This is a genomic window from Halopseudomonas xinjiangensis, from assembly GCF_900104945.1.
In the GTDB taxonomy this organism is placed as follows: domain Bacteria; phylum Pseudomonadota; class Gammaproteobacteria; order Pseudomonadales; family Pseudomonadaceae; genus Halopseudomonas; species Halopseudomonas xinjiangensis.
In genome coordinates, this window is the sequence record NZ_LT629736.1 from 3,148,991 (window position 1) to 3,172,345 (window position 23,355).

Below are 23,355 nucleotides of genomic sequence, written 5' to 3' on the forward strand. Positions count from 1 at the left end.
GACCGGAGCTCGCATGTTACAGCTCGATGCCGTGACCTTTTCAGTGCCCTCACGGACGCTTTTGCACCCGCTCGACCTCAAGCTGGACGAGGGTCGGATGATCGGCCTGATCGGGCACAATGGTTCGGGCAAGTCGACGCTGATCAAGCTGCTGGCCCGCCAGCAACAGGCCGCCGGTGGACGCATAGAACTCGATGGCAAACCCCTAGCGGAGTGGAGCGAGCGCGAATTCGCTCGCCAGGTGGCGTACTTGCCGCAACAGCTGCCCGCAGCGGAGAGCCTCACCGTTCGGGAGCTCGTGGGTTTCGGCCGCTATCCCTGGCATGGGCTGCTTGGCCGCTTCAGCGAAGAAGATCGCAACAAGGTCGAGCGAGCCATGCAACTCACCCACGTGGAGCAATATGCCGACCGGCTTGTGGACAGCCTGTCCGGAGGCGAGCGCCAGCGTGCCTGGCTGGCCATGCTGCTGGCGCAGGACACGCGTTATCTGCTTCTAGACGAGCCCACTTCCGCACTCGACATCGCCCATCAGGTCGAGGTGCTAGCGCTGATACATGAGCTGAGTCGCGAGCTCGGTCTTGGCGTCATTGTCGTGCTGCATGACATCAACATGGCGGCGCGCTACTGCGACTGGCTGGTTGCGCTGCATTCCGGCCGGCTGCTCATGCAGGGTACCCCCGCCGAGCTGATGACCGACGCGCACCTACACAGCATTTATGGGCTGCCGATGACGGTGATCCCCCACCCGACCCAGGCGACCTCGATCGCCGTGGTACAGGGGTGAAACGGCGCGCTTTCCTTCTCGGATGCCTGCTGATCGCCTCGCTGTCGGTCGCTCGCGCAGAGCCCGGCGCCACGCCGCGGGTAGCCGTGATCGACTGGGGCTTGGCCGAAACACTGCTAGGCCTGGGCGTGACACCCCTCGCAGTCGCCGAGCTGGACAATTACCAGCGCTGGGTGGCGGTCCCTGAGATGCCGCCTACGGTTCATGACCTTGGTCTGCGTACCGAGCCCAACCTGGAACTGTTGGCGCAGCTACGTCCGGACATGATTCTCATCACGCCGCAATTCGAAGCAGCCCGGTCCAAGCTCGAGCGGATCGCGCCGGTTATCAGTCTGTCGATCTACCGCCCGGATGGAGATGCCTACGCCAACGCCCGGGAGGTCACCCGCGAACTCGGCAGGCTCACCGCAACCGCAGACCGCGCCGAAGCGCTGATTCAGGCAGTCGATGCGCAGCTTGCCGCATTGCGCGTCGCGCTGGCCGACCAGTCCATCGAGCCACTTTTCGTGGCCAGCTTTATGGACGATCGCCACGTTCGGGTGTTCGGCCCGCAAAGCCTGTTCCATGCGGTGCTGATCCGCGCCGGGCTGTCCAACGCGTGGACCGGTTCGGACAACTTCTGGGGGTTCGCCCAGGCCGGCGTGGAAAAACTGGCCGAGCCGCATGAAGCCGGGCTGATCGTCCTTCGGCCATTGCCCTTGAATGCCGAGCGCAGCCTTGCCGCCAGCGCCCTCTGGCAGAACCTTCCATTCGTCCGCGCGGGGCGGGTTTATGAACTGCCGCCCACCTGGCAGTTCGGTGGGCTGATTTCCGCGAGCCGCTTCGCAACGCTTCTGGCCGAGGCGCTGGATGGCTGAGCCGATGGGCCGGCGTCCGCCGGTGGGTCTGTGGATTGGCGGCCTTTTGCTTGTCGCGTTTGCACTGGCGGTGCTGCAGCTGTCTGTTCGCCTGCCGCCCCCGCTCTGGACAGAAGCGCTGCTGCAGCCGCAGCTGAGCGATGTGCGCCAGTTGCTGGTGCATTTCAGCTGGATGCCGCGGCTGGTCATGAGCGGTCTATGCGGCGCCGCGCTGGGGCTCGCTGGTCTGCTCATGCAACAGGTGCTGCGCAATCCCCTCGCTTCGCCCTCTACGCTTGGTGCGGCGAACGGGGCGCAGTTGGCTCTCGCACTCGCCACCTTGCATGCCCCGGCATTGCTTGTCGCCAGCCAGTGGATCGCCTTCGCCGGCGCGGCGCTGGCTACGCTGGCTGTGCTGCTATTGGCAGGACGGCGCGGGTTCTCCCCGCTTAGCCTGATTCTGGCGGGCATGGTCATCAGCTTGTATCTGGGTGCGCTGAACGTCGTGCTGATGCTGACGCAGCCGCAGGGGCTGACCGCGCTGTTCATCTGGACAGCGGGCTCGCTCAGTCAGAACAGCTGGGATGGCGTGATGTTCCTGCTGCCGCGGCTGGCCCTGGCGCTGCTTGCCGTATGGATACTGGCGCGCCCGCTGGCGCTGCTCGAACTGGACGAGACCGGGGCGCGCAGCCTTGGCGTGTCGCTCGGGCGCTTGCGTGTTCTGGCGCTGGGTATCGCAGTGTTCCTCACGGCCTGCGTGGTCAGCAGCGTCGGGGTGATCGGTTTCATCGGCCTCGCCGCGCCGGCCATCTGCCGGTTGATGGGCGCCCGCGGCTTCGCTCAGCGGTTGGTCTGGACACCGTTGCTGGGTGCCGCTTTGCTGTGGCTGGCCGACCTGGGACTTCAGCAGCTGGCCAGTGAGCGCAGTGAACTGCTGCCCACCGGCGCGGTGACCGCGCTGCTTGGAGCGCCTCTGCTATTGTGGCTGTTGCCGCGCCTGCGCATGGGTGCGGCCCCGGCAGTCCGCGCCGTGCCGAGTAGTCCCGCTCGGGCGGGCCCGGCGCGGCATACCCTGGTCGTGCTTGGCCTGAGCGTACTGCTGCTGGCGGCCCTGGCGCTATTTCTCGGGCAGGGAATGGATGGCTGGTCCGCCACGCTGGACTGGGCGGTGATCGAATGGCGTTTGCCGCGGGCGATGTCCGCCGCGGGCGCCGGCTTGATGCTGGCGCTGGCCGGAACCCTGCTGCAACGACTGACTGGTAACCCGATGGCTAGTCCGGAGATCATGGGCATCAGTGCCGGCGCGGCGCTGGGCCTGATGGCCATGGTCTTCCTCTGGCCTGCCGCGCCTTTGCTCGTTCGGCTGGCGATCGGCTGTCTCGGTGCTACGGTCACGCTGTTCATCATCATCGGCTTCGCCCGCCGTCAGGATTTCTCGCCGGAACGGCTGCTGCTGGTGGGTATCGCGATTAGCGCGCTGTTCGATGCGGTACAAACGCTGGTGCTGTCGATGAACGATCCGCGCGGTCAGGACCTGCTTGGCTGGCTTTCCGGCTCGACCTATCACGTGGAGCTGCCGCTGGCACTGGTCGCCCTGATCGGCGCCGGGGTTTTGCTCTCGCTGTGCCTGCCACTGCAACGCTGGCTGACGCTCCTGCCGCTGGGCGACAGCGCGCCTCGCAGTCTTGGCGTACCCCTGGCACGGGCGCGGCTGATGCTCATGTTGCTCGCCGCGCTGCTGACCGCAGCAGGCACGCTGGTAATCGGGCCGCTGAGCTTCGTCGGCCTGATGGCTCCGCACATGGCGCGGCTGCTCGGCTTTCACAAGGCACGCGGACAGCTACTTGCTGCGGCGTTGCTGGGCGCAGGGCTGATGCTGCTGGCGGACTGGCTCGGTCGCATGTTGATGTTCCCGGACCAACTGCCGGCCGGTCTGCTGGCGGCCGTCATCGGCGGCGCCTATCTTGTCTGGGGGCTCGGTCGTCGCGCCTGAGTCGCTCTGCAACCACGGACTGCCGATGTTCGAATACCTTGCACTGTTCATCTCGGGTTTCTTCGCCTGGATCGTATCCACCCTGGGCGGTGGCGGAGGCGCCTTCGTACTGGTGCCGCTGGTGGGTTTCATCGTCGGTGCGCAGGCGGTGGCGCCTGTCACCACGCTGGCCACCCTGATGGCCGGGGGCGGGCGGGTTCTGGTGTTTCGCCGCGACGTGCAGTGGTCCGTGGTGCGCTGGGGTCTGCCGGGAGCCGTACTTGGCGCCATCGGTGGCGCGTTGGTATTCGCTTCGCTGAAAGTCGAATGGTTGCAGATCGTCGTCGGTCTGTTCCTGATCAGCATGGTGGTACAGCATCGCTTCGGTGCGCGTGGGCGCAGCTGGACGCCTGCCAACTGGTGGTTCTTTCCGGCTCACATGCTGGTGGGTTTCGTCTCGGGGCTGGTCGGTGCGGTGGGCCCTGTGCTCAACCCGCTGTACCTGAGCGCCGGGCTCAGCCGCGCACGTCTGATCGGCACCAAGACGGCGATCTCCCTGCCCATGCAGATCACCAAGCTGGTCAGCTACGTGATTCTCGGCGCGCTCAGCGGCGAGCTGCTGTGGTTCGGCGTGGCGGCGGGAGCTGGCGCGGTGACCTCCAACTGGCTGGCCCGGCGCCTGTTGCGTGGCATGGCCGAGCGCACCTTCGAGGGCATCGTCTTCGCTTTCATGGCCATCAGCGGAGCCTGGATGATCTGGCAGCAACGTCAGACGATCGCCGTGCTCTGGCAATGACCGACTCGGCGCACAGAGCTTTCCTCCCCGCCTTTCGGCGTCTAAGGTTGGAGCAATCGTACATAACGTTCGAATTTGGTGAGGATATGCAATGAAAGCGATCGGCTATACCCAGCACGGTGACAGTTCCCGTGACGACGCACTGGTCGAACTGGACCTCCCCCGGCCCCAGCCCGGCCCGCACGATCTGTTGGTCCGGGTCGCCGCGGTATCGGTCAATCCGGTGGACACCAAGATCCGACGCACCCGCCCGGCGTCCCCGGACGAGCCGCAGGTGCTTGGTTGGGACGCGGTGGGTACGGTCGTGGAGACCGGCGATGCGGTAGAGGGCTTCGCCGCCGGTGATCGGGTGTTCTACGCCGGCGCTGTCAACCGGCAGGGTAGCAATGCCGAGTTCCAGCTGGTCGATGCGCGCATCGTCGGCCATGCGCCGGTATCGATCAGCGATGCGGAGGCAGCGGCCCTGCCGCTGACCGCCATCACCGCCTGGGAGTTGCTGTTCGATCGGTTTGGCGTGACCGAGGGCAGCGGCAAGGGGCGAAGCCTGCTGGTCATCGGCGCCGCGGGCGGTGTCGGTTCCATGCTGGTGCAGCTCGCCCATAGGCTCACCGACCTGACCGTGATCGGCACCGCAGCCAGGCCGGAAAGCGCCGAGTGGGCGCGCCAGCTAGGCGCCGACCACATCATCGACCATAGTCAGCCCATGCTGGCGCAGCTCAAACAGCTGGGCCTGGAGTCGGTCGACATGATCGCCTCGTTGACCCATACCCAGGATTACTACGACCAGTACATCGAATGTCTGACTCCACAGGGCAAGCTCGGGTTGATCGATGATTTCGACAGCCTCGACGTGATCAAGCTCAAGCCCAAGAGTCTGTCCCTGCATTGGGAGTTCATGTTTGCCCGCAGCCTGCATCAGACCGCGGACATGGCCGCACAGGGCAAACTGCTCGAACGCGTCTCGCAATTGATCGATACCGGCACGCTGCGAACCACATTGGGTGAGCACTTCGGCACCATCAACGCAGCCAATCTGCTCAAGGCCCACCGGTTGTTGGAGAGCCACAAGGCGCGCGGCAAGATCGTGCTCGAAGGCTTCTGAACGCAGCCTCGTCTCGCTACGTCGAGATCCGAGGCTACGCCTTGACAGTCCAAGGGCTGGACAACACCTTCGCCTGAGAAACGGCTGCCGGTTCGGCGGCCTTGCCAAGGAACATGTACGTGTCGACACAGTTTCCACCGCGAGTACGCCTGGTTGAAGTAGGCCCGCGTGACGGGTTGCAGAACGAGCAGCAGCCGATCAGCGTGGCTGAGAAGGTGCGGCTGGTAGACGATCTGAGCGCCGCGGGTCTGGGCTACATCGAGGTCGGCAGCTTCGTCTCACCCCGTTGGGTGCCGCAAATGGCTGGAAGCGCCGATGTGTTCGCTGCCATAGAGCAGCGTCCTGGCGTGACCTATGCAGCGCTGGCTCCTAACCTCAAGGGCTTCGAGGCGGCGTTGGCGGCCGGCGTGCGTGAAGTGGCGGTATTCGCTGCGGCATCCGAAGCCTTCTCCCAGCGCAACATCAACTGCTCCATCGGCGAGAGTCTGCAGCGCTTCGCGCCGTTGATGGAGGCGGCAGCAGAGCACGACGTGCGCGTGCGCGGCTATATTTCCTGCGTGCTGGGCTGTCCCTACGACGGCGCGGTGCAGCCCGCAGACGTTGCGCATATCGCAGCCGAGCTGATCGGCATGGGCTGCTACGAAGTGTCGCTGGGCGATACCATCGGCGTGGGTACCGCCGGCGATACGCATCGCCTGTTCGACAGGGTCTGTCGCGACGTGCCGCGCGAACGACTGGCCGGCCACTTTCATGACACCTATGGCCAGGCACTGGCTAACATACATGCTGCGCTGATCGAAGGCATCGCCGTGTTCGACAGCTCGGTGGCCGGCCTCGGCGGTTGTCCTTACGCGCGCGGCGCCACTGGCAACGTGGCCACCGAGGATGTGTTGTATCTGCTCAACGGGATGGGTATCGAGACCGGCGTCGACATGGATCGTCTTGTTACAGCTGGCGATCGTATATGTCAGGTACTCGGCAAGCTGAACGGCTCCCGGGTAGCCCGGGCCATGCTGGCGCGAATTGAGTCTGCGACCGGGTGAGACGCGCCCCGTCCTCCTCGTCATACGGCTGGCCTGGACCAGCCCTTTCCAAGGAGAGCCAATGAACCGCTCCAATCCGCTGGGAACACGAATTCCCTTGATTCAGGCGCCGATGGCCGGAGTGCAGGGCAGCGCGTTGGCGCTCGAGGTATGCCGCGCCGGTGCGCTTGGTTCGTTGCCTGCCGCGATGTTGTCGCCCGATGTGCTCGAACAGGAGCTGAGCAGACTAGCCGAACACAGCGCCGGACCCTGGAACGTGAATTTCTTCTGTCATACGCCACCTCAGCCGGACGAGGCGGCGGCGCTCCGCTGGCGCGAAGCGCTGCGGCCGTATTACCAACAATTCGGTATCGATCCGGACTCGGTCAAACCCGGCGCAGGCAGACGACCCTTTGACGCCGATAGCCTTGCGCTGCTCGAGCGTTTCCGGCCGGCGGTGGTCAGCTTCCATTTCGGCCTGCCTGAACCCGCTCTGCTGGATCGGGTCAAGGCGCTTGGTATCCTCGTGCTGTCTTCAGCCACGACCGTTGAGGAAGCACGCTGGCTGGAAGCGCGCGGAGCCGATGTCATCATCGCCCAGGGATCGGAAGCGGGCGGTCATCGCGGCATGTTTCTGAACGATGACCTGACCGCGCAGCTCGGAACTCTGTCCCTGGTGCCGCAGATCGTCGACGCAGTTCGCCTGCCGGTGATCGCGGCGGGAGGAATAGCCGATACCCGTGGCATACGCGCTGCCCTGGCGCTCGGCGCTTCAGCGGTGCAGCTCGGCACCGCCTATCTGCTGTGTCCGGAATGTACTACCACGCCGATCCATCGTGCGGCCCTGGCCAGTCCGGCCACTGCTCGTACCGCCTTGACCAATGTATTCAGTGGACGCCCCGCGCGGGGTATCGTCAATCGGGTGATGCGCGAGCTGGGCCCGATGTCGCCGGCTGCGCCGGCCTTTCCGCTGGCGACCGCGGGTATTGCACCCTTGCGAGCGGCTGCTGAACAACAAGGCAATGGTGACTTCTCGCCCTTATGGTCGGGCCAGAACGCCAGCGGCTGCCGGGAAATCCCGGCCTATCAGTTGACCGCCGAGTTGGGCAGCGCTTTCTCCGACTGAGCCGATCAGGCTTCGCGCGCGAGAATGGCGTCAGGTTGGTAGCCAGCCGGAGGGTTATCGGTGTGCGGACAGGTCGCGCATAGCTTCTTGCCCGGTAGCAGGTAGCGCACACAGCAGTGTTTGCGCTGCCGGTGCGGTTCGTCCGTGCCCGGGCGCTGCACATAGCGGATGCTGCCGTACAACGGATTGGTGTAACCATTGGGTCGACAGGTCGTAGTCAGCAGCTCCCTGCCCTGGCTCGTTCTGGCCTCCGGTGCCCCAGCGGAAGCGACCTCTCCAAGCGCCCATTCGTAATAGTGGCCGACGCTGCTCCAGAGTACCTTGGGCGCGATCTTCACCTGTGAGCACAGTGCCCGGATCACCGGATCAAGGTGATGGTCGAGTAGTTCTTCGAAGCGTTCGAACCCATTTACAGGTTCACGCGACCACGGGCGACCTATATCTGGCAGGACGAAGACTTCCGGCAGCCCGTCTTCGCCAATGACCACGCGAAGCGAGGCAACATGCACCGGCAGGCGCCAGTTGTGCAGCAGGCTGGCGGTCAGCACTGCCGGAACCAGGCGCAGGAAGTGATACTTGATCCAGATCGAGGCAAGCGCACGGCGATCGGCGTCGGCGTATTGCGGAGCGAAGCGCAGCAGATTGTCAGACAACTGTTGCGGGGCCAGATACTGCTGAAGGTCCACGGACGGACGCGGATCGCCGGCCAGCGTCAGCGTCTGGCCGAGCCTGGCCAGCGGGCCGGGGAACAGGTCTGGCAGTGTCTGAATCATGCGTTCTCCGTTGGCAGTCACCCGCTTCGGGCCGGCATGCATAAGGGTAGGATGTCCGCGGCCGGGGAGGTCGCGGAGGTCGATTACCAGCGATAGCTGAGGCTGGCGATGACGTTGCGGCGATTACCGTACCAGCAATAGTAGTCGCAGGTGGTGACATATGCCTTGTCGGCCAGGTTGTTGGCGTTCAGTTCATTAGAGCAGTCCCTGCTTCTGCTGTGGCGCGACGATCCGGTTGCGCCCCTGGGCCTTGGCCTGGTACAGCCCGGCATCGGCGCGCTCGAGCACCTCCTCGGTCTGCCACTCCGGCGCTTCACAGGCGCTGACGCCGGCACTGAACGTGCATTGGAACGGGCCTTCGCTACCGCTGAATTGCAGGGCCTCGAAGCCCTTGCGGATGTCGTCGAGGATGCTCTTGGCGTCCTGAGTATTGCAATTGGGCAGCACGGCCACGAATTCTTCACCACCGTAGCGGCCGAGACGGTCGATCTTGCGCAGGCGTTGACGCAACAGGTTGGCCAGCGCTCGAATGACATTGTCTCCAACGCCGTGGCCGTGGCGGTCGTTGACCAGCTTGAAGTGATCGATATCGATCATGGCGACGCTAACCGGCATATGTGTGCGTTGCGAGCGCTCCACTTCGAGCTCGACCTGCTCCTTGATGTCGGCGTGCTTGAGCAGCCCGGTAAGACTGTCCCGGGCCAGCGCCCGGCTGACCAGACGGGCACGCTGGGCACGGGAGAACACCGTCGTCAGCAAGGCACTGTCGCTGATAGGTTTGGTGATGAAGTCGTCGCCGGCCTTGAGCAACGCGGCCATCTGCCGGCCAAGGTCGGTTTCGGCGGACAAGTAGAGAATCGGCACGCGCAGCCAGTTGTCGTGCAGGCGGATCATTTGTGCCAGCTCGGGCCCGGAATAGCCAGGCATGTGCACGTCCATCACGATCACGTCCGGCAGGAAGTTATCGATATGTTCCAGCAGTTGTCGCGGCTGCTCGACGGTCTCGACCAGCATCCCTGCGGCACTCAATACAGTAGCGAAGCGTGCCGCCAGCGCCGTGTCGTCGTCGACCACGAGGATGCGAAACGGCTCGTTCTGCAGCGATCCGAAGCAGCGCTCCAGGCGATTCTCCAGCGCAGCCAGATCGACCGGGCGCGTGAAGAAACCCTGGGCGCCCGCACGCACCGCGGCGATCTGGATATCGAAGTCGTCGTTATCGCTAACCGCGATCAACGGCATAGGATGGCTCCAGCTGCTTTGCAGCTCGGCGATAGTCTCAAGCATCTGGTAGCCCGGTCCGGCCGGGCTGACGTCGATGACCAGCGCGTCCGGCTGGTGCGCCCGCAGCGCGGATGTCAGCGATTCGGCATCGGCGTGCCGCTCGACGCGGTAGCCGAAGCTCTCCAGCGTCTGTGACATGCGCATCGCCAGATCCGGGTTCGCTTCCAGTACCTGAATACCTCGATTCTCGCAGGTGTCCGCTATCATCTGGTCGGTGATCGGCTCTTCCGGTGCGGGGCCCAGCGGCAGCCGCCCAAGCAGGGCGATGCCGTCGGCCAGTTCCTGACGGCACGTTTCACCGAAGCCATCGCGCAGGCAGCGATTGGCCAGCTGCTCTAGCTCTCTTGCCTGCACGCCAACTTCGGCGAAGCCGAAGCTTCCGGCTGATCCGGCCAGCATGTGCAACTGGTCGCGAATCGGTTCCAGCGACTGCAGGTCAGGCTTTTGCTGCGCTGCCAGCTCCAGGGCCTGATCACGCAGCGCGGGCAGTTGCTGCTTCAGGCGCTGGCGAAATCCGTCGGAAAGCTGCTGAAGCTGTGCGCGCAGATGGTCAGTGGGCTGCATGCCACTGGCTCCAGATCGTTCGTACCTGCTCGGGGAGGGTCATCGGATCGAATGGCTTGGTGATCACGTGAGCGGCGCCCATGCGTTGGTATTCCTCTATTTCCGGTGGCTGAACCTTGGCAGTCATGAACACGATAGGTACGTCGTCCAGCGCCGGTTTTTCACGCAGATGGCGAAGCGTCTGCGGCCCGTCCATGCCGGGCATCATGACGTCCAGGAGGATGAACTGGGGAGCAAAAGCCTCGGCCACCTCCAGCCCCTCAGGGCCCGATGCGCAGGATTTGACGGTCATTCCGCCGACAATTTCCAGCGCAATGCGGACGATTTCCCGAATCGATGAGTCATCTTCGATGTGCAACAGTCGCTGCAGGTCACTCATGTCCGGCTCCAGGTGAAAATTTCGGCCTGCGGCATAACCCCTTTCCGGTCGGACGCGGCAGTGTCGCCGATGATCGGCAAGTCCAAGCGCAATGGTGAACGTACCAGGGACGCGAGTCGAGCCCGGTTTTGCATTCCAGGCAATGAGCTGCTGCGAAAGGCGCAGCACAGCGCGGAGTGCTCATTGCGGCTCGCTCTGCACTCCGTGGCCTGGTGTGCTCAGCGGCCTCGACTCGCCTGCGTCGAGCGGCAGGGTAAACCAGAAGGTCGAGCCACTTCCTTCGATGGACTCGAAGCCGACTCGGCCTCCCATCCGTTCGATCAGCTCGCGACTGATCGCAAGGCCCAGGCCGGTCCCGCCCCGCCTGCGCGTGTCCGAGCTGTCTGCCTGACTGAACTTGTTGAACAACAGCGGCTGCGCTGTCGCGGGTACGCCCTCGCCCTGGTCAATAACGCTGACCCGCACTTCCCCGTTTTCGGCGACAGCCTGGAGCGTGACATAGCCCTGCGGATGGGAAAACTTGGCCGCGTTGGACAGATAGTTGGCCAGAACCTGCCCGAGCCGCTGCGCATCGACTGTCACCTCAACATCATCGATTCGCCCTGCCTCCAGCCTTACCTTGTACTGGTCGGCGTAGCTGCGATTGGCTTCCAGCGCCTGCTCCAGCAGGGGTCGCAAAGGCTCGATCCGCATGTTGAAATGCACCTTGCCCAGCGTCAGCTTGTCCATGTCCAGCAGATCATTGATCAGACTGTTGAGGTTCTGACTGTTGCGTTGGGCGATCTCGAGCAGCCGTTGCATGGGTGGCGGTATCTCGCCGAGCGCGCCACCTGCCAGTAGCGAAAGCGCGCCGGACACCGCCGTAAGCGGCGTCCGCAGTTCATGGCTGACGGTGGATACGAACTGCGATTTCATCTGCTCGATGCGGTGCTGTTCGGTGGCATCCCAGAGGAAGCCGCCCAGCCACAGCAGGTTGCCCTGGGAGTCGAACTCCCCACGACCCTTTTCGCGCACCCATACCTCGTGGCCGGCGGCATGCACGATCCGATAGCTCAGCTCGTAGCTACCGCGTTGATCGATCTGCTCCTGTACAGCGAAGGTCAGCTCGAGGTCCTCCGGATGCACGACGCTGGCATAGCTGCGGACGCGACTGTCGATGAAATCGCTGGCCGGGTAGCCGGTGATCGCCTCGATTTCATCGCTGAGATACTGCATCGTCCAGTTCGCATCGTTCTGGCACCGGTAAACAGCGCCCGGCAGGTTGGTGACCATGCTGCGGTAACGTGATTCGCTTTTCTGTAGTGCGCGGGTGGCCTGAATCAGCTCGGTGATATCGGTGGCGATACCGAGAAAGCCAATGGGCTGCTGGTTCTCGTCGGCCATGCGCGTTACCGTGAGGTTGACCAGGCGTTGCGTTCCGTCCTTGCGGATGAAGGTCCACGGCAACGTTTCCGCCCGACCTGAGCGCACCTTGGCGACGAACACGTCGATACCCGTCACTGGTCTGCCCAGCTCCTCCGCCAGCGCCGCGGCCCGACGCTCCACTTCGGCGGGCAGGTGGAAGAGTTCGGGTGTGGACTTGCTGACGATTTCACTCGCGGTATAACCCAGCAGCTTCTCGGCGCCACTGTTGAACAGCGTGATGATGCCGTCGAGATCGATGGTGATGATTGCGACCTCGGTCGAGGCGTCGATTACTGCTCGAAGCGAAGAGCGCGCTCGGCGGATCTCCTCGGTACGCTGTACTTCGTCACTGATATCGGCATGGGTACCGCTCATCAGCAGGGGTTGACCGTGCTCGTCATGGCTGACGACCTGCCCCCTACCGAGCATCCACACCCAGTGCCCGTCCTTGTGGCGAATGCGAAACCGGGCCTGGAAGTAATCTTCTCTACCCTCGAAATGCTCCTGGACGCTGGCGCGCACCATCAGAAGATCGTCAGGGTGTACCAGGCTGCGCCAGGTATCGATCGTGGTCGGCTCGAGTTCCTCGAGTCGGTACCCGATGGTTTGCGCCCAACGCTCGTTGAATACGCACTCGCCGGTCTGGATGTTCCACTCGCCGGTGCCGATGTTGGTCGCTTCGATAATCGAGGCCAGACGCCAGCGCTCACGCTCGAGCGTCACTTCGATATGCTTGCGCGCCGTCACGTCGCCAATGAAGCCGTACCAGACTATATCGCCGTTATCGAGCTTGTGCGGGCTGGCAAAGCCGGCGACCCAGATTTCGCCCAGGCGCGGGTGCAACACTCGATATTCGCCACGCCAGACAGTAAGGTTCTCCGCCGATTCGCTGATGCTTTGCATGACACGGTCTTGGTCATCCGGATGCAGCCGTGAGATAGCTGTGGAAGCGTCTTTGGCTGCTTCCTCGGCGGTCACGCCGTAAATCTCCTCGATGCCTTCGCTGGCGTATGGGAACCAAAAGCGGCCATCGGTCGAGAGTTGAAATTTGTAGACCATCCCCGGCAAATGACGCGTCAGCCTGTTGAAGCGCTCGATCAGCGCATCGCGATCCTGCTCGGCCCGCGCGCGCGTCAGGGTGGAACCCACCCAGCGGCTGCAGAGCCGCATGAATTCGATGTCGATCTCGTTGAAGTCGGCCCGCACGGGCCGCGAGCTGGAGAAGCTGATCGTACCGAAATACTGGCCATCCACCACAACGGGTGCGCCGATATAGGATTCGACCTTGAACGTTTCGTAACTCAGATGTTGGCGGAAATCCGAAGCGCCGATGCGTGACAGATCGAGCACGTCCTTGTGTTCGATAACCAGGCTGCAGAAGGTCTGGCCGAGATCAAACACGTCGCCGTCATGCAGTGACTGGTCGGGACTCTGCTGCGCGACGACCAGGAACTGGTCACCTTCGATTCGGCTGACAATGCCCTGATCCAGCCCCAGGTAGTCACATCCCAGGCGCAGGGCGTTGTGCAGTCGAGCGCTAACGTCGAGCGAGGGTTCGGCAGCCATGTCGTTTAATGCATGCAAAGCCTGCTGCTGTAGTCGCGTCTGCTCGAGCGTCTGACGCCGCGCCGCGGCGCGGGTCAGGCTCAGCAACAAGAGCAACAGAGCGGTCGCTGCAAGGAAGGCTCCAATCCACCTCGCCAGCTGCTGCAACTGGTCGGCGCGGTGTTCGGCGAGGCTTTCGGTGACATCGCGCCAGGCAAGGATAAGCGCTACGGCGGGGGCGGAGCGGTTGGTCCGGGCGCGGTCATGCATGGGAAACTGGGAAACCAGATAGTGCTGCTCTCCGGCAGTAAGCAATTGGTGGCTAGGCCGATCAGCGGACAGTTCAAGCTGGTCTGCCTGCATCCATTCGAGCGCCTCTTCGCGCGAATAGCTGTCGAGCAGCCAGGTACCGTCCTCGCTGGTCGCCAGGCCGTCGCTATTATGTTCGCTTCGATTGATGGCAAGGGTCGGCTGGTGCAGCAGAACGGCCAGGCCAGCACCGAGCTCCCTGTCGAGCTGACGCAGCTCCGGAAGCATGCCGAAACCGACTTCAAGCGTGGCGACGACCGGCGCGCCAGCCTCGTCGGAGGCGCGAATCGGCACGACACCGCTCATGCCCAGGCCGAAACGGCCGACCTCCAGGCCGCTGCGCGCTACACCGCTGCGCTGCGCTTCGGTCAGCATCGGCCGGTTGCCCACCAGAGAATCGCCCCAACGCTCCGGGCGGTGCATGCGTAGCAGGCTGACGACGCCCGGGCTGAGATGTATATGCAACTGGTTGGCGCCTGCGTTCTGCAAGGCCGTCCAGAAACCGCTCATGTCCTGTTCAAGCCTCGCCCGGAACGTCGCCACCAACGGGCTATGCAGTCCGTCGCGCTGGGCCAGCTCAGCGGTCCGACGTATCAGACGCAGGGTATCGTCATCTTCCGAAACGGTCTCGGCCGCCATCAGTGCCTGTCGCTTCAACGCCTGCTGCGACTGCATCACCGCCAGCCGCTGCAGTTCTGCCTGGGCAGCGAGCTGCCCGGCCCAGCGATCTTCGCGCTGATGCCAGCTCAACAGTCCCAGAGCGAGAAAAAACAGAGCGAGGGCGAGGATGCCAAAGGGCATCACCAGACGCCCCGTTAACGGCAAAACGGGTTTGGCCATCGAGGGTTTCCACAGGTTTATGGGCAGACAATAGCCGTAAAGCGAAGCCCCTGCCAGCCGCCCAGCGACCTGCGGTCAGAGGCTGTTGCTCAGGTGTCCGCCATCGACATTGAGTACGCTGCCGGTCATGAACGAGCCGGCTTCGCTGGCCAGCAGCAGCAACGGCCCGCTCAGCTCCTCCAACTGACCGAGCCGGCGCATCGGGACCTTGCTGCGGATGTACTGCTGGCCTTTTTCGGTGTCGAAATAATCGCCGTTCATCTCGGTACGAAAATACCCCGGTGCGATGGCGTTGACCCGAATACCATGCCTGGCCAGTTCCAATGCCATGGCCTTGGTGAGCTGCACGACACCCGCCTTGGCAACCGCATAATGGCTGAGCGCCGTGCCCACCCGCAGACCCAGGATCGAGGCAATATTGATCACGCTGCCGCCGGTTTCGGCCTTGGCCATGGCGACGGTGGCACGATGGGCCACGCGCCAGGCGCCGTCCAGATTGGTATCCATCATGCTGCGCCAGTTGCCTTCGCTCATGTCCAGGAACGGCACCGGATCGCCGATCCCTGCGTTGTTGACCAGCACGTCCACCGTGCCGAAGGCCGCCTCGGCCTGGGCGAACCCGGCGTCGATGCTGTCGCCGTCGGTGACGTCCATCGGCACCGCCAGGGCCTGACCACCGGCTGACTCGATCCGTTGCACCAATGATTGCAGGCGTTCGACACGCCGCGCGGCGACAACGACGCGAGCACCGGCCTGGCTCAGGATCAGCGCAAAGTGTTCACCCAGGCCGCTCGATGCGCCAGTAATCAGCGCGGTTTTGCCGCTCAGGTCGAAACGGTTGTTGCTCATGTCTTGCTCCTTTCTTGGTTTGGGCCGCGTCGCTTGCGCAGCGACGGAACGACTACGGCGCTGCGCTTTCTGTTATTTTCGTACGACATGGTGGCGCCGGCCGATCATGTCATCTGCGCATTGTGGCGGTATTTTGAATACGTTGAACGGGGGCTTGAATGATCATCGACTCGGCGAATTCCTCGCCATGTAATGACCCGTTTGTGCAGGCGGGGTTCGAACCCCGCCGAGTCCGGGTCGCGAGCTGATGCTGGAAAATCCAAGGTTGCGCCCTCCGGGCGGCACCGGATGGCTGGCGTGGCTGCGCAACTATCGCGCGGCATGGCTCAGCGGTGATGTAACCGCCGGGTTGGTGGTCAGTGTGATGATCATCCCGCAAAGCATGGCCTACGCGATGCTCGCCGGCCTGCCGGTGGAGATCGGCCTCTATGCGAGCATGCTTCCGCTGGTGGGTTACGCGCTGTTTGCCAGCAGCATGACCCTGTCGGTCGGCCCGGTTGCGGTCACCGGCCTGATGACCGCTTCGTTGATCGCACCTCTGGCTCCGGCGGGCACCGAACTGTATCTGCAGCTGGCCATCTGGCTGGCGCTGCTGTCCGGCGCGATGCTGTTCATCCTTGGCCTTCTGCGCATGGGCTTCCTGGCCAATTTCCTCAGTCATCCGGTGATCAGCGGCTTCCTCAGCGGCGCAGCGTTGCTGATCATATTCAGTCAACTGCCGCATGTTTTCGGTCTGGCGGCGTTGCCGCACACGCCAGCGCAACTGGCGGACCAATGGCGACCGGTCAACAGTCTGGTCACGGCAATGGGTCTGATCAGCCTGGGCTGGCTGATGTATGCACGCACCCGACTCGCTGGCCATCTGGTTCGGTTCGGGCTGCATGTGGGCGTTGCCAGACTGGCGGCGCGGTTGGCGCCGATCCTGGTCGTGGTGCTCGGCATCGCTGCGACCGCCGGGTTCGATCTGGCCGAGCGCGGCGTGCCGGTAGTGGGCGATCTGCCGGCCGGTCTGCCATCGTTGCAGTGGGTCACGCCGGACTGGAGCCACCTGCGCGTGCTGCTGATTCCTGCTGCGCTGATCAGCCTGGTCAGCTTCGTGGAAAGCGTATCGCTGGCGCAATCCCTTGCCAGGCGCAAGCGCGAAAGCATCGACCCCGATCGCGAGCTGCTGGCGCTTGGCGCCGCCAATGCCTGCGCGGGCATGTCGGGCGGCTTTGCGGTGTGTGGCGGGCTGTCGCGCTCGGTGGTGAACATGGAGGCCGGTGCCAATACGCCGTTGGCCAGCATCATCGCGGCGGTGATAATCGCGTTGATTGTGGCGACGCTGGCACCCCTCTTCCCGCATCTGCCGCTGGTGGTGCTGGCAACCATCATTCTGGTCGCGGTCACGCCGCTGATCGATCTGGTCAGCCTGCGGCGCGCCTGGGAATACGATCGAGCCGAAGGCCTGACGCTGCTGCTGACAGCGCTCGGGGTGCTCGTTTTCGGCATCGAAGGCGGCATCATCCTCGGCGTCTGCCTGTCGATTGCCTCGCAGCTATGGCGGGGCAGCCGTCCACACGTTGCGGTGGTCGGTCGCGTGCCGGACACGCAGTATTTTCGCAATGTGAACCGGCACCTGGTCGAAATCGAGCCGCATCTGCTGGCCATTCGCATCGACGAAAACATCTTTTTTGCCAATACCAAGGCCGTCGAGCGAGCCTTGCTCGATGCTTTCAACGATTACCCGGACACCCGCCATGTGTTGCTGATCCTATCGGCGGTCAACCACATCGACAGCACCGGGCTGGACATGCTCAGCGAACTGACCGAAGGCTTTGCCGAGCGCGGCGTGCGGTTGCATCTCGCCGAGGTGAAGGGACCGTTGATGGACCAACTCACCGAGACCGACTGGATCAGTCAGCAGGTGGGCGAGGTGTTTCCCAGTACACACATCGCGTTCAACACCCTGGCCAATCTCAAGAGCGAGGAGCCGGCGAAGACGGAATAGGATGGCCGCTGCTGCTACAGGCCGCTCGCAACCCAGATGGCCAGGCCGGCCGTCACCAAGGCCGCAACCAGGACCATCGGGCGTGCCGGTTTGGGTGGTTCGACCGCGGCCGGAACGGGCTTGCGCCCGTGCAGCATGGCGCCGACGAGTTGTTTCCCACGCCACTGATACGCGGCGATGGCCAGCAGATGAACGCCAATCAGCAGGTACAGCGCCTCTTCGGTCGAGCGATGCCAGCCGCTCAGGGTTCGGCTCAGTTGCGATGAGACCTCTCCTGCCCAGGGCCCGCTGAACGCCACATCATCGCTGGAAAACAGGCCGGTAACAGCCTGGAAGCCAAACAACCCGAGCATCGCCAGCACCGACAGCGCACCGACGGGCGTATGGCCTGGGCCCTGCCACTGGCCGTGCCACTGTGCGACGAGTCTATGTGGCGTCGGCACGAAGCTGCTAAACCGCGCCGCGCTGGGCCCGCAGAAGCCCCATACCAGGCGGAAGCCGAGCAGGCCAACCACGGCCAGCCCTAAACGCTGATGCCAAAGCATCCACGCCTCGCCCAGACTTACGGTCAGCAGTGCCCCGGCCACGGCCAACACTAGCAGCCAATGAAACAGTCGCGTGGGAAAGTCCCAGACCTTTATCCGCACAGCGACTCCTCTTACCAGGCGTGCACGACTAGCAACGCGCCAGTCAGTGTCAGCAGCGTATAGACGATCTGCCGGAAGCGCGTCTCGTCGACGCGATGATGCAGCCATTCCCCGAGCAGTATTCCGACGACCAGAAGCGGTACGTAGGTTAGCGTGCGCGGCAGGGCGGGTATCAGGCTGCCCTGAAGCAGGAACAGCAGACTCAGACTCGCATTGAGGGTAAACCACACGCTGAGCATGGTCGCGCGCAGACGACTCTTGTCCAGCTCGGTTCCGGCCATGGCATAGACCAGCAGCGGCCCGCCGGAGGCGAACAGGCCGTGCGTGATGCCAGCTGCAAACGTCAGCGCTCGGCTGAGCCAGACCGGGTGTGCCTGGGAAACCACCCCGCGGGCCAGGCGCCACAGTTCACGGCCGGCGAACCAGACGATCAGCAGCCCGAACAGCAGCTTGAGCAACTGGTCATCAAGGCCGGTGTGCACCTGATAGCCGACGAGTGTGCCGGTCAGCATCAGCGGCAGAATCATCCGACTGAGCAGCGGCCAGTCTATGTACCGTCGGTTGCGCCAGGCGAGAAAGCCGCTCATCAGCACGCTGAGCGGAACCAGCACCGGCATCACCTCAGGCAGTGGCAGCACCAACGCAGCCAGTGACAAGGCGATGACCAGGCTGCCGAAGCCGGTGACTGCTTCGATGGTGTAAGCGATCAGAATGCATACGCCGACCCAAAGCCATGGGTCGATCATCAGCGCAGGTCCCCGGCGAATCGTTTGCGGACCTGGCGCAAATACAGTGACGGCGCGAAGCGCCAGAGCAGACTGCCGAAGCGAGATACCGGCTCGGGCATCAGCCAGCGCTTGCGTTGATCCAGGCCGTCGGCGATCAGCCCGGCCATCCACTCGGCGCTTTTCATACCGCCAACCATCGAGCGCGGGTGGCGTGCAACCTGGCCGTCCTTGTCGAGTGCGTGATGTTCGATAGGCGTGTCGAGAAAGCTCGGGTAGGCCATAAGCAGATGTATTCCGTCCGGTTCGAGTTCGAGTCTGAGTACCTCGAAGAACTGGGTCAAGGCGCTTTTTGCCGCGCAGTAGGCGGCGCGACCCGGAACCGGCATCCACCCGGCCATGGAACCGACGCAGATGATGCTGCCGCGGCTTTCACGCAGTAGCGGCAGAGCAGCGATGGAAAGTTCGACCGGGCCCTGCCAGTCTACCGCCATGACCTTGCGGAACACCTTCGGGTCGGTCTGGTGCGCTGGCGAACGGTGGGTGATGCCGGCGTTGTTTACCAGCAGGTCGAGGCGGCCGAAGCGTTTGCGGGTTTCGCTGACGAGCCGCTTGATGTCCGCTTCGCTGGTTATGTCTGTGGTGACAGCCAGCACCCGGTCCGGTGTGCCCAGCTCGTCGGCCCGCTGCGCCAGTTGCTCTGCGTTGATGTCTGCCAGAATCAGTTGATGGCCAGCGGCGTGCCAATGTCGAGCCATGGCCCAGCCTAGGCCTGACGCGGCGCCGGTGAGTAGGGTGGTATACATTTAGTTGCTTCTCCTTGCGTGCCGGCAGCTTTGCCAGCCGGGCAGGCTGGACACGCTGTGAATACATCCCTGTACGCTCGGCGATGCCCATCCTTGGGCATCGACGGTCCAGCCTGCCCGGCTGGCAAAACTGCTATAGAGCTGCCGAGTGTCTGCCCCGCCGCCCTCACCCATCAGTGCGCACAAGGCGGCGTTGATCCCGCACGGTTTCTTGCAGGCGTGCTGGGTAGCCCTTGGGCCAGACCGTCCATGCCCATGGATGGGCATGGTCGAGCTCACATGGATGTGCTCGTAGCGTGTCTGGTCCAAGGGCTACCCAGCACGGCGCTCGCACGGCTACCGAAAGATCAGCGCTGCCGCTTCCCATTGCACTGCACGAAAAACTCAAACGTCTCAGCGGAGGTTTTAGCGAGCCGATAGCCGAACTCTTCCTTCAACCGTCGGTTGCTCAACACCGGCCGATACAACAGAAACCGCACCTGCTCCGACCCCGTTGGCTTGCCGCGCCACTTGGCTACCTGCAAGCCAGCCTTGACCAGCCAAACCGGCAGCGTCAGCAGCGGCTTGTTCAGCCGTCTGGCGATGTCGCCCATGGTCAATGCACCGTCACCAGCCATGTTGTAGATGCCCGTCTTGCTCTCGCGCAGGCCCATTTCCATGGCACCGACCACATCCTGATCCCAGATGAATACGAAGGGTGAATTGCTGCCTTTCAAGGCGAGAATGCGCGGGGCGCGGAACAGGTCGGTAATCTGATTGCGCGTCTCGGAGCCCAGTACCGTCCCGGGCCGGAAGATCAGCTGGGCAAGCTCCGGGTGGGTGTGGCGATACTCGGCGAGCATCTCCTCGATCAACCGCTTATGGTCGGAGTAGGCGAATTCCGGATTGCCCCGCAGAGCATCCTGTTCATCGATCCACGACGGGTTGTCGGGATGATAGCCGTACGCCGCCCCAGAGCTGGTCACGGTGACATGCCGTACCCCCGCCTCCAGACAGCATTCGAGGACGTTGCGCGTGCCGTTGACGTCGATGTCGTAGTCGCGCGCGCGGTCCGGCGATGCCTGTAGAACCGAGGCCAAATGGACCACATGGGTGATCTGCTCAGCCCGCAGCAGCTCGACCAGCGCCGAGTCGCGAACGTCCAGCTGATGAATAGGAAAGCGCACGTCGTCGCGCTGGCGGATATCGGTTCCGATCACGACGAAGTCGTCTGCCAGGCGGTCGCCGAGTTGATGGCCGATGTAGCCGGCGGCGCCGGTGATAAGGATGCGTTGGTTCATGGTAAGCGTCCCGTGGCGGTCGGAGCGGAGTTGATCGGATCATCAGAAGGCAGCGGCAGGCGCGCCCAGATCTGCGATAGCGTCAGCCCGCTGACCAGATGCCAGACGCCCCAGAAGGCAGTGATCAGCATCATGCCGCCTGCCTCCGGAAAGAACGTGAACATGATGACCAGTCCCAGGCCGGAATTCTGAATGCCGACTTCCATGGTGACTGCGCGCCGATCGCTGACCGGCAACTTGAGCAGCTTGCCCATGGCGTAGCCCAGCGCCAGAGCCAGTAGATTGTGAGCCACCACCAGCCAGAAGAAGCTGTGAAAGCGCTCGACGAACAGATCCAGATTCTTCGAGAAGGCGATGGCCACGAAGCCGAGGAATACCAGAAGCGAGACGATGCGTAGCGGCTTCTCGCTGCGACTGACCAGCGCCGGGAAGCGGCGACCGGTGAGCATGCCCAATGCCAGCGGCAGGGCGAGCACCAGCAATACCAGCAGCAGAATCCCGCCTGGCTCCAGAGTGATCTCGGTCAGATAGCTGCGTGTGTACGGGTTGAGCCAGCCATACAGCGCAAAATTAAGCGGAGTGAGAACGGTTGCCGCCAGGCTCGACACCGCTGTCATGCTGACCGATACCGCAACATTGCCACGCGCCAGCCAGGTCATGATGTTGGAGAAGCTGCCGCCCGGGCAGGCGGCCACCAGAATCATGCCCAGCGCCAGTTCCGGATCGATGCGCATGGCCCAGGTGAACAGACAGGTGGCTAATGGCAGCAGCAGAAACTGTGCAACCAGACCGGCCAGTGGCGCGATGGGCGCCAGCGCGATGCGCTTGAAGTCTTCCAGCCGGAGGCTCAGCGACACGCCGAACATCATGCAGGCCATGATGAGGTTCAGCAGGATCAGGCTGGCCGGGTCGAATTCGAGCGGCAGGGCCCCGCTCATGCCGTTGCCGCCTGCGGCGGCATCGCTGGCAGGTCGCGTTCCAACTCGGCGATATGTTGGTGCAGCGAGGCGAGATAGGCGTCCTTGTTCACGTAATAAGCCATCCGCGCCAGCTTGATGTACTGATAACCGCCGTCGAGCGTAACCCGTGCCCGCTCGCGCTTGAGCTGGTTGAAACGGGTGGCCGCTGCGGTACTGGCGCGCTGCTGCTGAATGTATAGCGCAACCAGCCGGGCCTGCTGATTGCGCCCCTCCCAGCCAAGCCCCGCCGCTTCGATCATGCCCATCATGAACAGATTGTTGTGCTCCGGGTGGAACACGTTCATGTACAGCTGCGGCGCGTCGCGATCCAGCGGCCAGTTCAGATGCTCGCGGGCGATGAAGGGGTAATCCAGGAGGTATCCGGTCGCAAGCAGAATCAGGTCGTACTCGGCGGATTCGCCATCGCTGAAGTGCACGGTTCGGCCATCCATACGAGCAACGTCGCGGCGCGGCTTGATGTCGCCGTGACCCAGGTGGTGCAGGATCAACGAATTGACCACCGGGTGCGACTCGTACATGCGGTAATCCGGGTCCGGCAGACCGTAGTCGGACGGCTTGCCGATGATCATCCGGATCAGACCTGCATCAAATCGCTGTTTCAGCGGGCGCGGCATCTTCAGTTTGCCGCCGAGCGTATCGACCGGCCGACCTTTCACGAATTTGGGCAAGAAGTAATAGCCGCGGCGCAGGCTCATGTCCACGCTGGCTGCCTGATGTACGGCATCGACAGCTATATCTGCTCCGGAATTGCCGCAGCCGACGATCAGTACACGCTTGCCGCGAAACACCTCGGCCTTGCGGTATTCGGCCGAGTGCATCAGCTCGCCGCTGAACTCCCCGGGCAGGCTCGCGCGGTTGGGGGTATGCAGGGTGCCATTAGCGATCAGCACGCCGTCGAAGCGGCGGCTCTGCTTCTCGCCGTTGCGCTCGCTGACGAGCATCCAGCCGTCGCCATCCGGCGTCAGCTCGACCACGCGGGTGTTGAATTCATAGTGTCGCTTGAGTCCGAAGTGTTCGGCGTAATCACGGAAGTACCGGCGCATCTCGATATGGTGCGGATACGGCGCCACATTGTCGCGCATGGGGAACTCGGCGAACTCGGTCATGCGCTTGGACGAGATCAGGTGCGCGCTTTCGTACATGGTGCTGTGGGGGTTGTCGATGTCCCATAGCCCGCCGACATCGCTATGCAGCTCAAATCCGAGAAAGGGAATGTCGAGCTTTTGCAGATTTCGTGCGCTGGCCAGGCCCATGGGCCCGGCGCCGATGACGGCGTACATGGATGCGTTTCTCCGCTGGCTTGTTGTTATGATCACACTCTAAGCCAACGCAGCAATTCGGTATC

The 23,355-nt window shown here is 63.4% G+C and carries 19 protein-coding genes; 8 read left to right on the forward strand and 11 right to left on the reverse strand.

The window, feature by feature from the left end:
* Positions 1 to 13 precede the first annotated feature (13 nt).
* The 7 genes from BLT85_RS14790 to BLT85_RS14820 all read left to right on the forward strand — a co-directional run bounded on the left by BLT85_RS14790 (position 14) and on the right by BLT85_RS14820 (position 7,638).
* On the forward strand, positions 14 to 784 hold the full coding sequence (locus BLT85_RS14790; protein WP_093396357.1) for an ATP-binding cassette domain-containing protein: 771 nt from the start codon (positions 14 to 16) through the stop codon (positions 782 to 784).
* Positions 781 to 1,641 carry an ABC transporter substrate-binding protein gene (locus tag BLT85_RS14795; protein ID WP_231701490.1) on the forward strand — a complete coding sequence of 287 codons (861 nt, stop codon included), beginning with the start codon at positions 781 to 783 and terminating at the stop codon, positions 1,639 to 1,641. Before BLT85_RS14790 ends, BLT85_RS14795 begins: the two co-directional genes overlap by 4 nt.
* Positions 1,634 to 3,613, forward strand: a complete 1,980-nt coding sequence (gene fhuB / locus BLT85_RS14800; protein ID WP_093396360.1) for a Fe(3+)-hydroxamate ABC transporter permease FhuB — start codon at positions 1,634 to 1,636, stop codon at positions 3,611 to 3,613. Before BLT85_RS14795 ends, fhuB begins: the two co-directional genes overlap by 8 nt.
* A 25-nt stretch (positions 3,614 to 3,638) precedes the next feature.
* Positions 3,639 to 4,388 carry a sulfite exporter TauE/SafE family protein gene (locus tag BLT85_RS14805; protein WP_093396363.1) on the forward strand — a complete coding sequence of 250 codons (750 nt, stop codon included), beginning with the start codon at positions 3,639 to 3,641 and terminating at the stop codon, positions 4,386 to 4,388.
* A gap of 91 nt (positions 4,389 to 4,479) precedes the next feature.
* Positions 4,480 to 5,490 (forward strand): zinc-binding alcohol dehydrogenase family protein, encoded by a 1,011-nt coding sequence (locus BLT85_RS14810; RefSeq protein ID WP_093396366.1) that lies wholly within the window; start codon positions 4,480 to 4,482, stop codon positions 5,488 to 5,490.
* 119 nt (positions 5,491 to 5,609) lie between these two features.
* Positions 5,610 to 6,533 carry a hydroxymethylglutaryl-CoA lyase gene (locus tag BLT85_RS14815; RefSeq protein ID WP_231701491.1) on the forward strand — a complete coding sequence of 308 codons (924 nt, stop codon included), beginning with the start codon at positions 5,610 to 5,612 and terminating at the stop codon, positions 6,531 to 6,533.
* A gap of 61 nt (positions 6,534 to 6,594) precedes the next feature.
* A complete protein-coding gene (locus BLT85_RS14820) occupies positions 6,595 to 7,638 on the forward strand; it encodes an NAD(P)H-dependent flavin oxidoreductase (protein ID WP_093396372.1) in 1,044 nt (347 codons plus the stop codon).
* A gap of 5 nt (positions 7,639 to 7,643) precedes the next feature.
* Here the strand turns inward: BLT85_RS14820 and fhuF are convergent, their stop codons facing one another.
* From fhuF to BLT85_RS14850, 5 genes are all read right to left on the reverse strand, one after another.
* A complete protein-coding gene (fhuF, locus tag BLT85_RS14825; protein WP_157718188.1) occupies positions 7,644 to 8,411 on the reverse strand; it encodes a siderophore-iron reductase FhuF in 768 nt (255 codons plus the stop codon).
* Positions 8,412 to 8,606: 195 nt separating this feature from the next.
* Positions 8,607 to 10,256, reverse strand: a complete 1,650-nt coding sequence (locus tag BLT85_RS14835) for a diguanylate cyclase (protein WP_093396381.1) — start codon at positions 10,254 to 10,256, stop codon at positions 8,607 to 8,609.
* On the reverse strand, positions 10,243 to 10,635 hold the full coding sequence (locus BLT85_RS14840) for a response regulator (protein WP_093396383.1): 393 nt from the start codon (positions 10,633 to 10,635) through the stop codon (positions 10,243 to 10,245). Before BLT85_RS14840 ends, BLT85_RS14835 begins: the two co-directional genes overlap by 14 nt.
* Positions 10,636 to 10,815: 180 nt before the next feature.
* A complete protein-coding gene (locus BLT85_RS14845) occupies positions 10,816 to 14,733 on the reverse strand; it encodes a PAS domain-containing protein (protein WP_093396385.1) in 3,918 nt (1,305 codons plus the stop codon).
* A gap of 75 nt (positions 14,734 to 14,808) precedes the next feature.
* Complete coding sequence (locus tag BLT85_RS14850) at positions 14,809 to 15,582, reverse strand: SDR family NAD(P)-dependent oxidoreductase (RefSeq protein WP_093396387.1); 774 nt, start codon at positions 15,580 to 15,582, stop codon at positions 14,809 to 14,811.
* 247 nt (positions 15,583 to 15,829) lie between these two features.
* Here BLT85_RS14850 and BLT85_RS14855 point away from each other — a divergent pair, with 247 nt between their 5' ends.
* Positions 15,830 to 17,572 (forward strand): SulP family inorganic anion transporter, encoded by a 1,743-nt coding sequence (locus BLT85_RS14855; RefSeq protein ID WP_093396389.1) that lies wholly within the window; start codon positions 15,830 to 15,832, stop codon positions 17,570 to 17,572.
* Positions 17,573 to 17,586: 14 nt separating this feature from the next.
* Here the strand turns inward: BLT85_RS14855 and BLT85_RS14860 are convergent, their stop codons facing one another.
* From BLT85_RS14860 to BLT85_RS14885, 6 genes are all read right to left on the reverse strand, one after another.
* A complete protein-coding gene (locus tag BLT85_RS14860) occupies positions 17,587 to 18,219 on the reverse strand; it encodes a cytochrome b/b6 domain-containing protein (RefSeq protein ID WP_197673852.1) in 633 nt (210 codons plus the stop codon).
* Between the two features lie 11 nt (positions 18,220 to 18,230).
* The gene (locus tag BLT85_RS14865) at positions 18,231 to 18,965 is read right to left on the reverse strand and encodes a sulfite exporter TauE/SafE family protein (protein WP_093396395.1); all 735 of its coding nucleotides are present in this window, start codon (positions 18,963 to 18,965) and stop codon (positions 18,231 to 18,233) included.
* Positions 18,965 to 19,750 carry an SDR family oxidoreductase gene (locus tag BLT85_RS14870; RefSeq protein WP_093396397.1) on the reverse strand — a complete coding sequence of 262 codons (786 nt, stop codon included), beginning with the start codon at positions 19,748 to 19,750 and terminating at the stop codon, positions 18,965 to 18,967. Before BLT85_RS14870 ends, BLT85_RS14865 begins: the two co-directional genes overlap by 1 nt.
* A 347-nt stretch (positions 19,751 to 20,097) precedes the next feature.
* Positions 20,098 to 21,030, reverse strand: a complete 933-nt coding sequence (locus BLT85_RS14875) for an SDR family oxidoreductase (RefSeq protein WP_093396400.1) — start codon at positions 21,028 to 21,030, stop codon at positions 20,098 to 20,100.
* Entirely contained in the window at positions 21,027 to 21,968 is a 942-nt protein-coding gene (locus tag BLT85_RS14880; RefSeq protein WP_093396403.1) for a bile acid:sodium symporter family protein, read from the reverse strand. The genes BLT85_RS14875 and BLT85_RS14880 overlap by 4 nt, the downstream gene beginning before the upstream one ends.
* Positions 21,965 to 23,290, reverse strand: a complete 1,326-nt coding sequence (locus BLT85_RS14885; RefSeq protein WP_093396406.1) for a flavin-containing monooxygenase — start codon at positions 23,288 to 23,290, stop codon at positions 21,965 to 21,967. Before BLT85_RS14885 ends, BLT85_RS14880 begins: the two co-directional genes overlap by 4 nt.
* Positions 23,291 to 23,355: the final 65 nt, after the last annotated feature.

What these genes read in the sequence shown, in the direction of transcription:
- fhuF (WP_157718188.1), bottom strand. Translation starts at nt 8,411, where the DNA reads ATGATTCAGACACTGCCAGACCTGTTCCCCGGCCCGCTGGCCAGGCTC.
- fhuB (WP_093396360.1), top strand. Translation starts at nt 1,634, where the DNA reads ATGGCTGAGCCGATGGGCCGGCGTCCGCCGGTGGGTCTGTGGATTGGC.
- BLT85_RS14790 (WP_093396357.1), top strand. Translation starts at nt 14, where the DNA reads ATGTTACAGCTCGATGCCGTGACCTTTTCAGTGCCCTCACGGACGCTT.
- BLT85_RS14820 (WP_093396372.1), top strand. Translation starts at nt 6,595, where the DNA reads ATGAACCGCTCCAATCCGCTGGGAACACGAATTCCCTTGATTCAGGCG.
- BLT85_RS14875 (WP_093396400.1), bottom strand. Translation starts at nt 21,030, where the DNA reads ATGAACCAACGCATCCTTATCACCGGCGCCGCCGGCTACATCGGCCAT.
- BLT85_RS14805 (WP_093396363.1), top strand. Translation starts at nt 3,639, where the DNA reads ATGTTCGAATACCTTGCACTGTTCATCTCGGGTTTCTTCGCCTGGATC.
- BLT85_RS14810 (WP_093396366.1), top strand. Translation starts at nt 4,480, where the DNA reads ATGAAAGCGATCGGCTATACCCAGCACGGTGACAGTTCCCGTGACGAC.
- BLT85_RS14870 (WP_093396397.1), bottom strand. Translation starts at nt 19,750, where the DNA reads ATGTATACCACCCTACTCACCGGCGCCGCGTCAGGCCTAGGCTGGGCC.
- BLT85_RS14865 (WP_093396395.1), bottom strand. Translation starts at nt 18,965, where the DNA reads ATGATCGACCCATGGCTTTGGGTCGGCGTATGCATTCTGATCGCTTAC.
- BLT85_RS14885 (WP_093396406.1), bottom strand. Translation starts at nt 23,290, where the DNA reads ATGTACGCCGTCATCGGCGCCGGGCCCATGGGCCTGGCCAGCGCACGA.
- BLT85_RS14880 (WP_093396403.1), bottom strand. Translation starts at nt 21,968, where the DNA reads ATGAGCGGGGCCCTGCCGCTCGAATTCGACCCGGCCAGCCTGATCCTG.
- BLT85_RS14835 (WP_093396381.1), bottom strand. Translation starts at nt 10,256, where the DNA reads ATGCAGCCCACTGACCATCTGCGCGCACAGCTTCAGCAGCTTTCCGAC.
- BLT85_RS14845 (WP_093396385.1), bottom strand. Translation starts at nt 14,733, where the DNA reads ATGGCCAAACCCGTTTTGCCGTTAACGGGGCGTCTGGTGATGCCCTTT.
- BLT85_RS14850 (WP_093396387.1), bottom strand. Translation starts at nt 15,582, where the DNA reads ATGAGCAACAACCGTTTCGACCTGAGCGGCAAAACCGCGCTGATTACT.
- BLT85_RS14855 (WP_093396389.1), top strand. Translation starts at nt 15,830, where the DNA reads ATGCTGGAAAATCCAAGGTTGCGCCCTCCGGGCGGCACCGGATGGCTG.
- BLT85_RS14840 (WP_093396383.1), bottom strand. Translation starts at nt 10,635, where the DNA reads ATGAGTGACCTGCAGCGACTGTTGCACATCGAAGATGACTCATCGATT.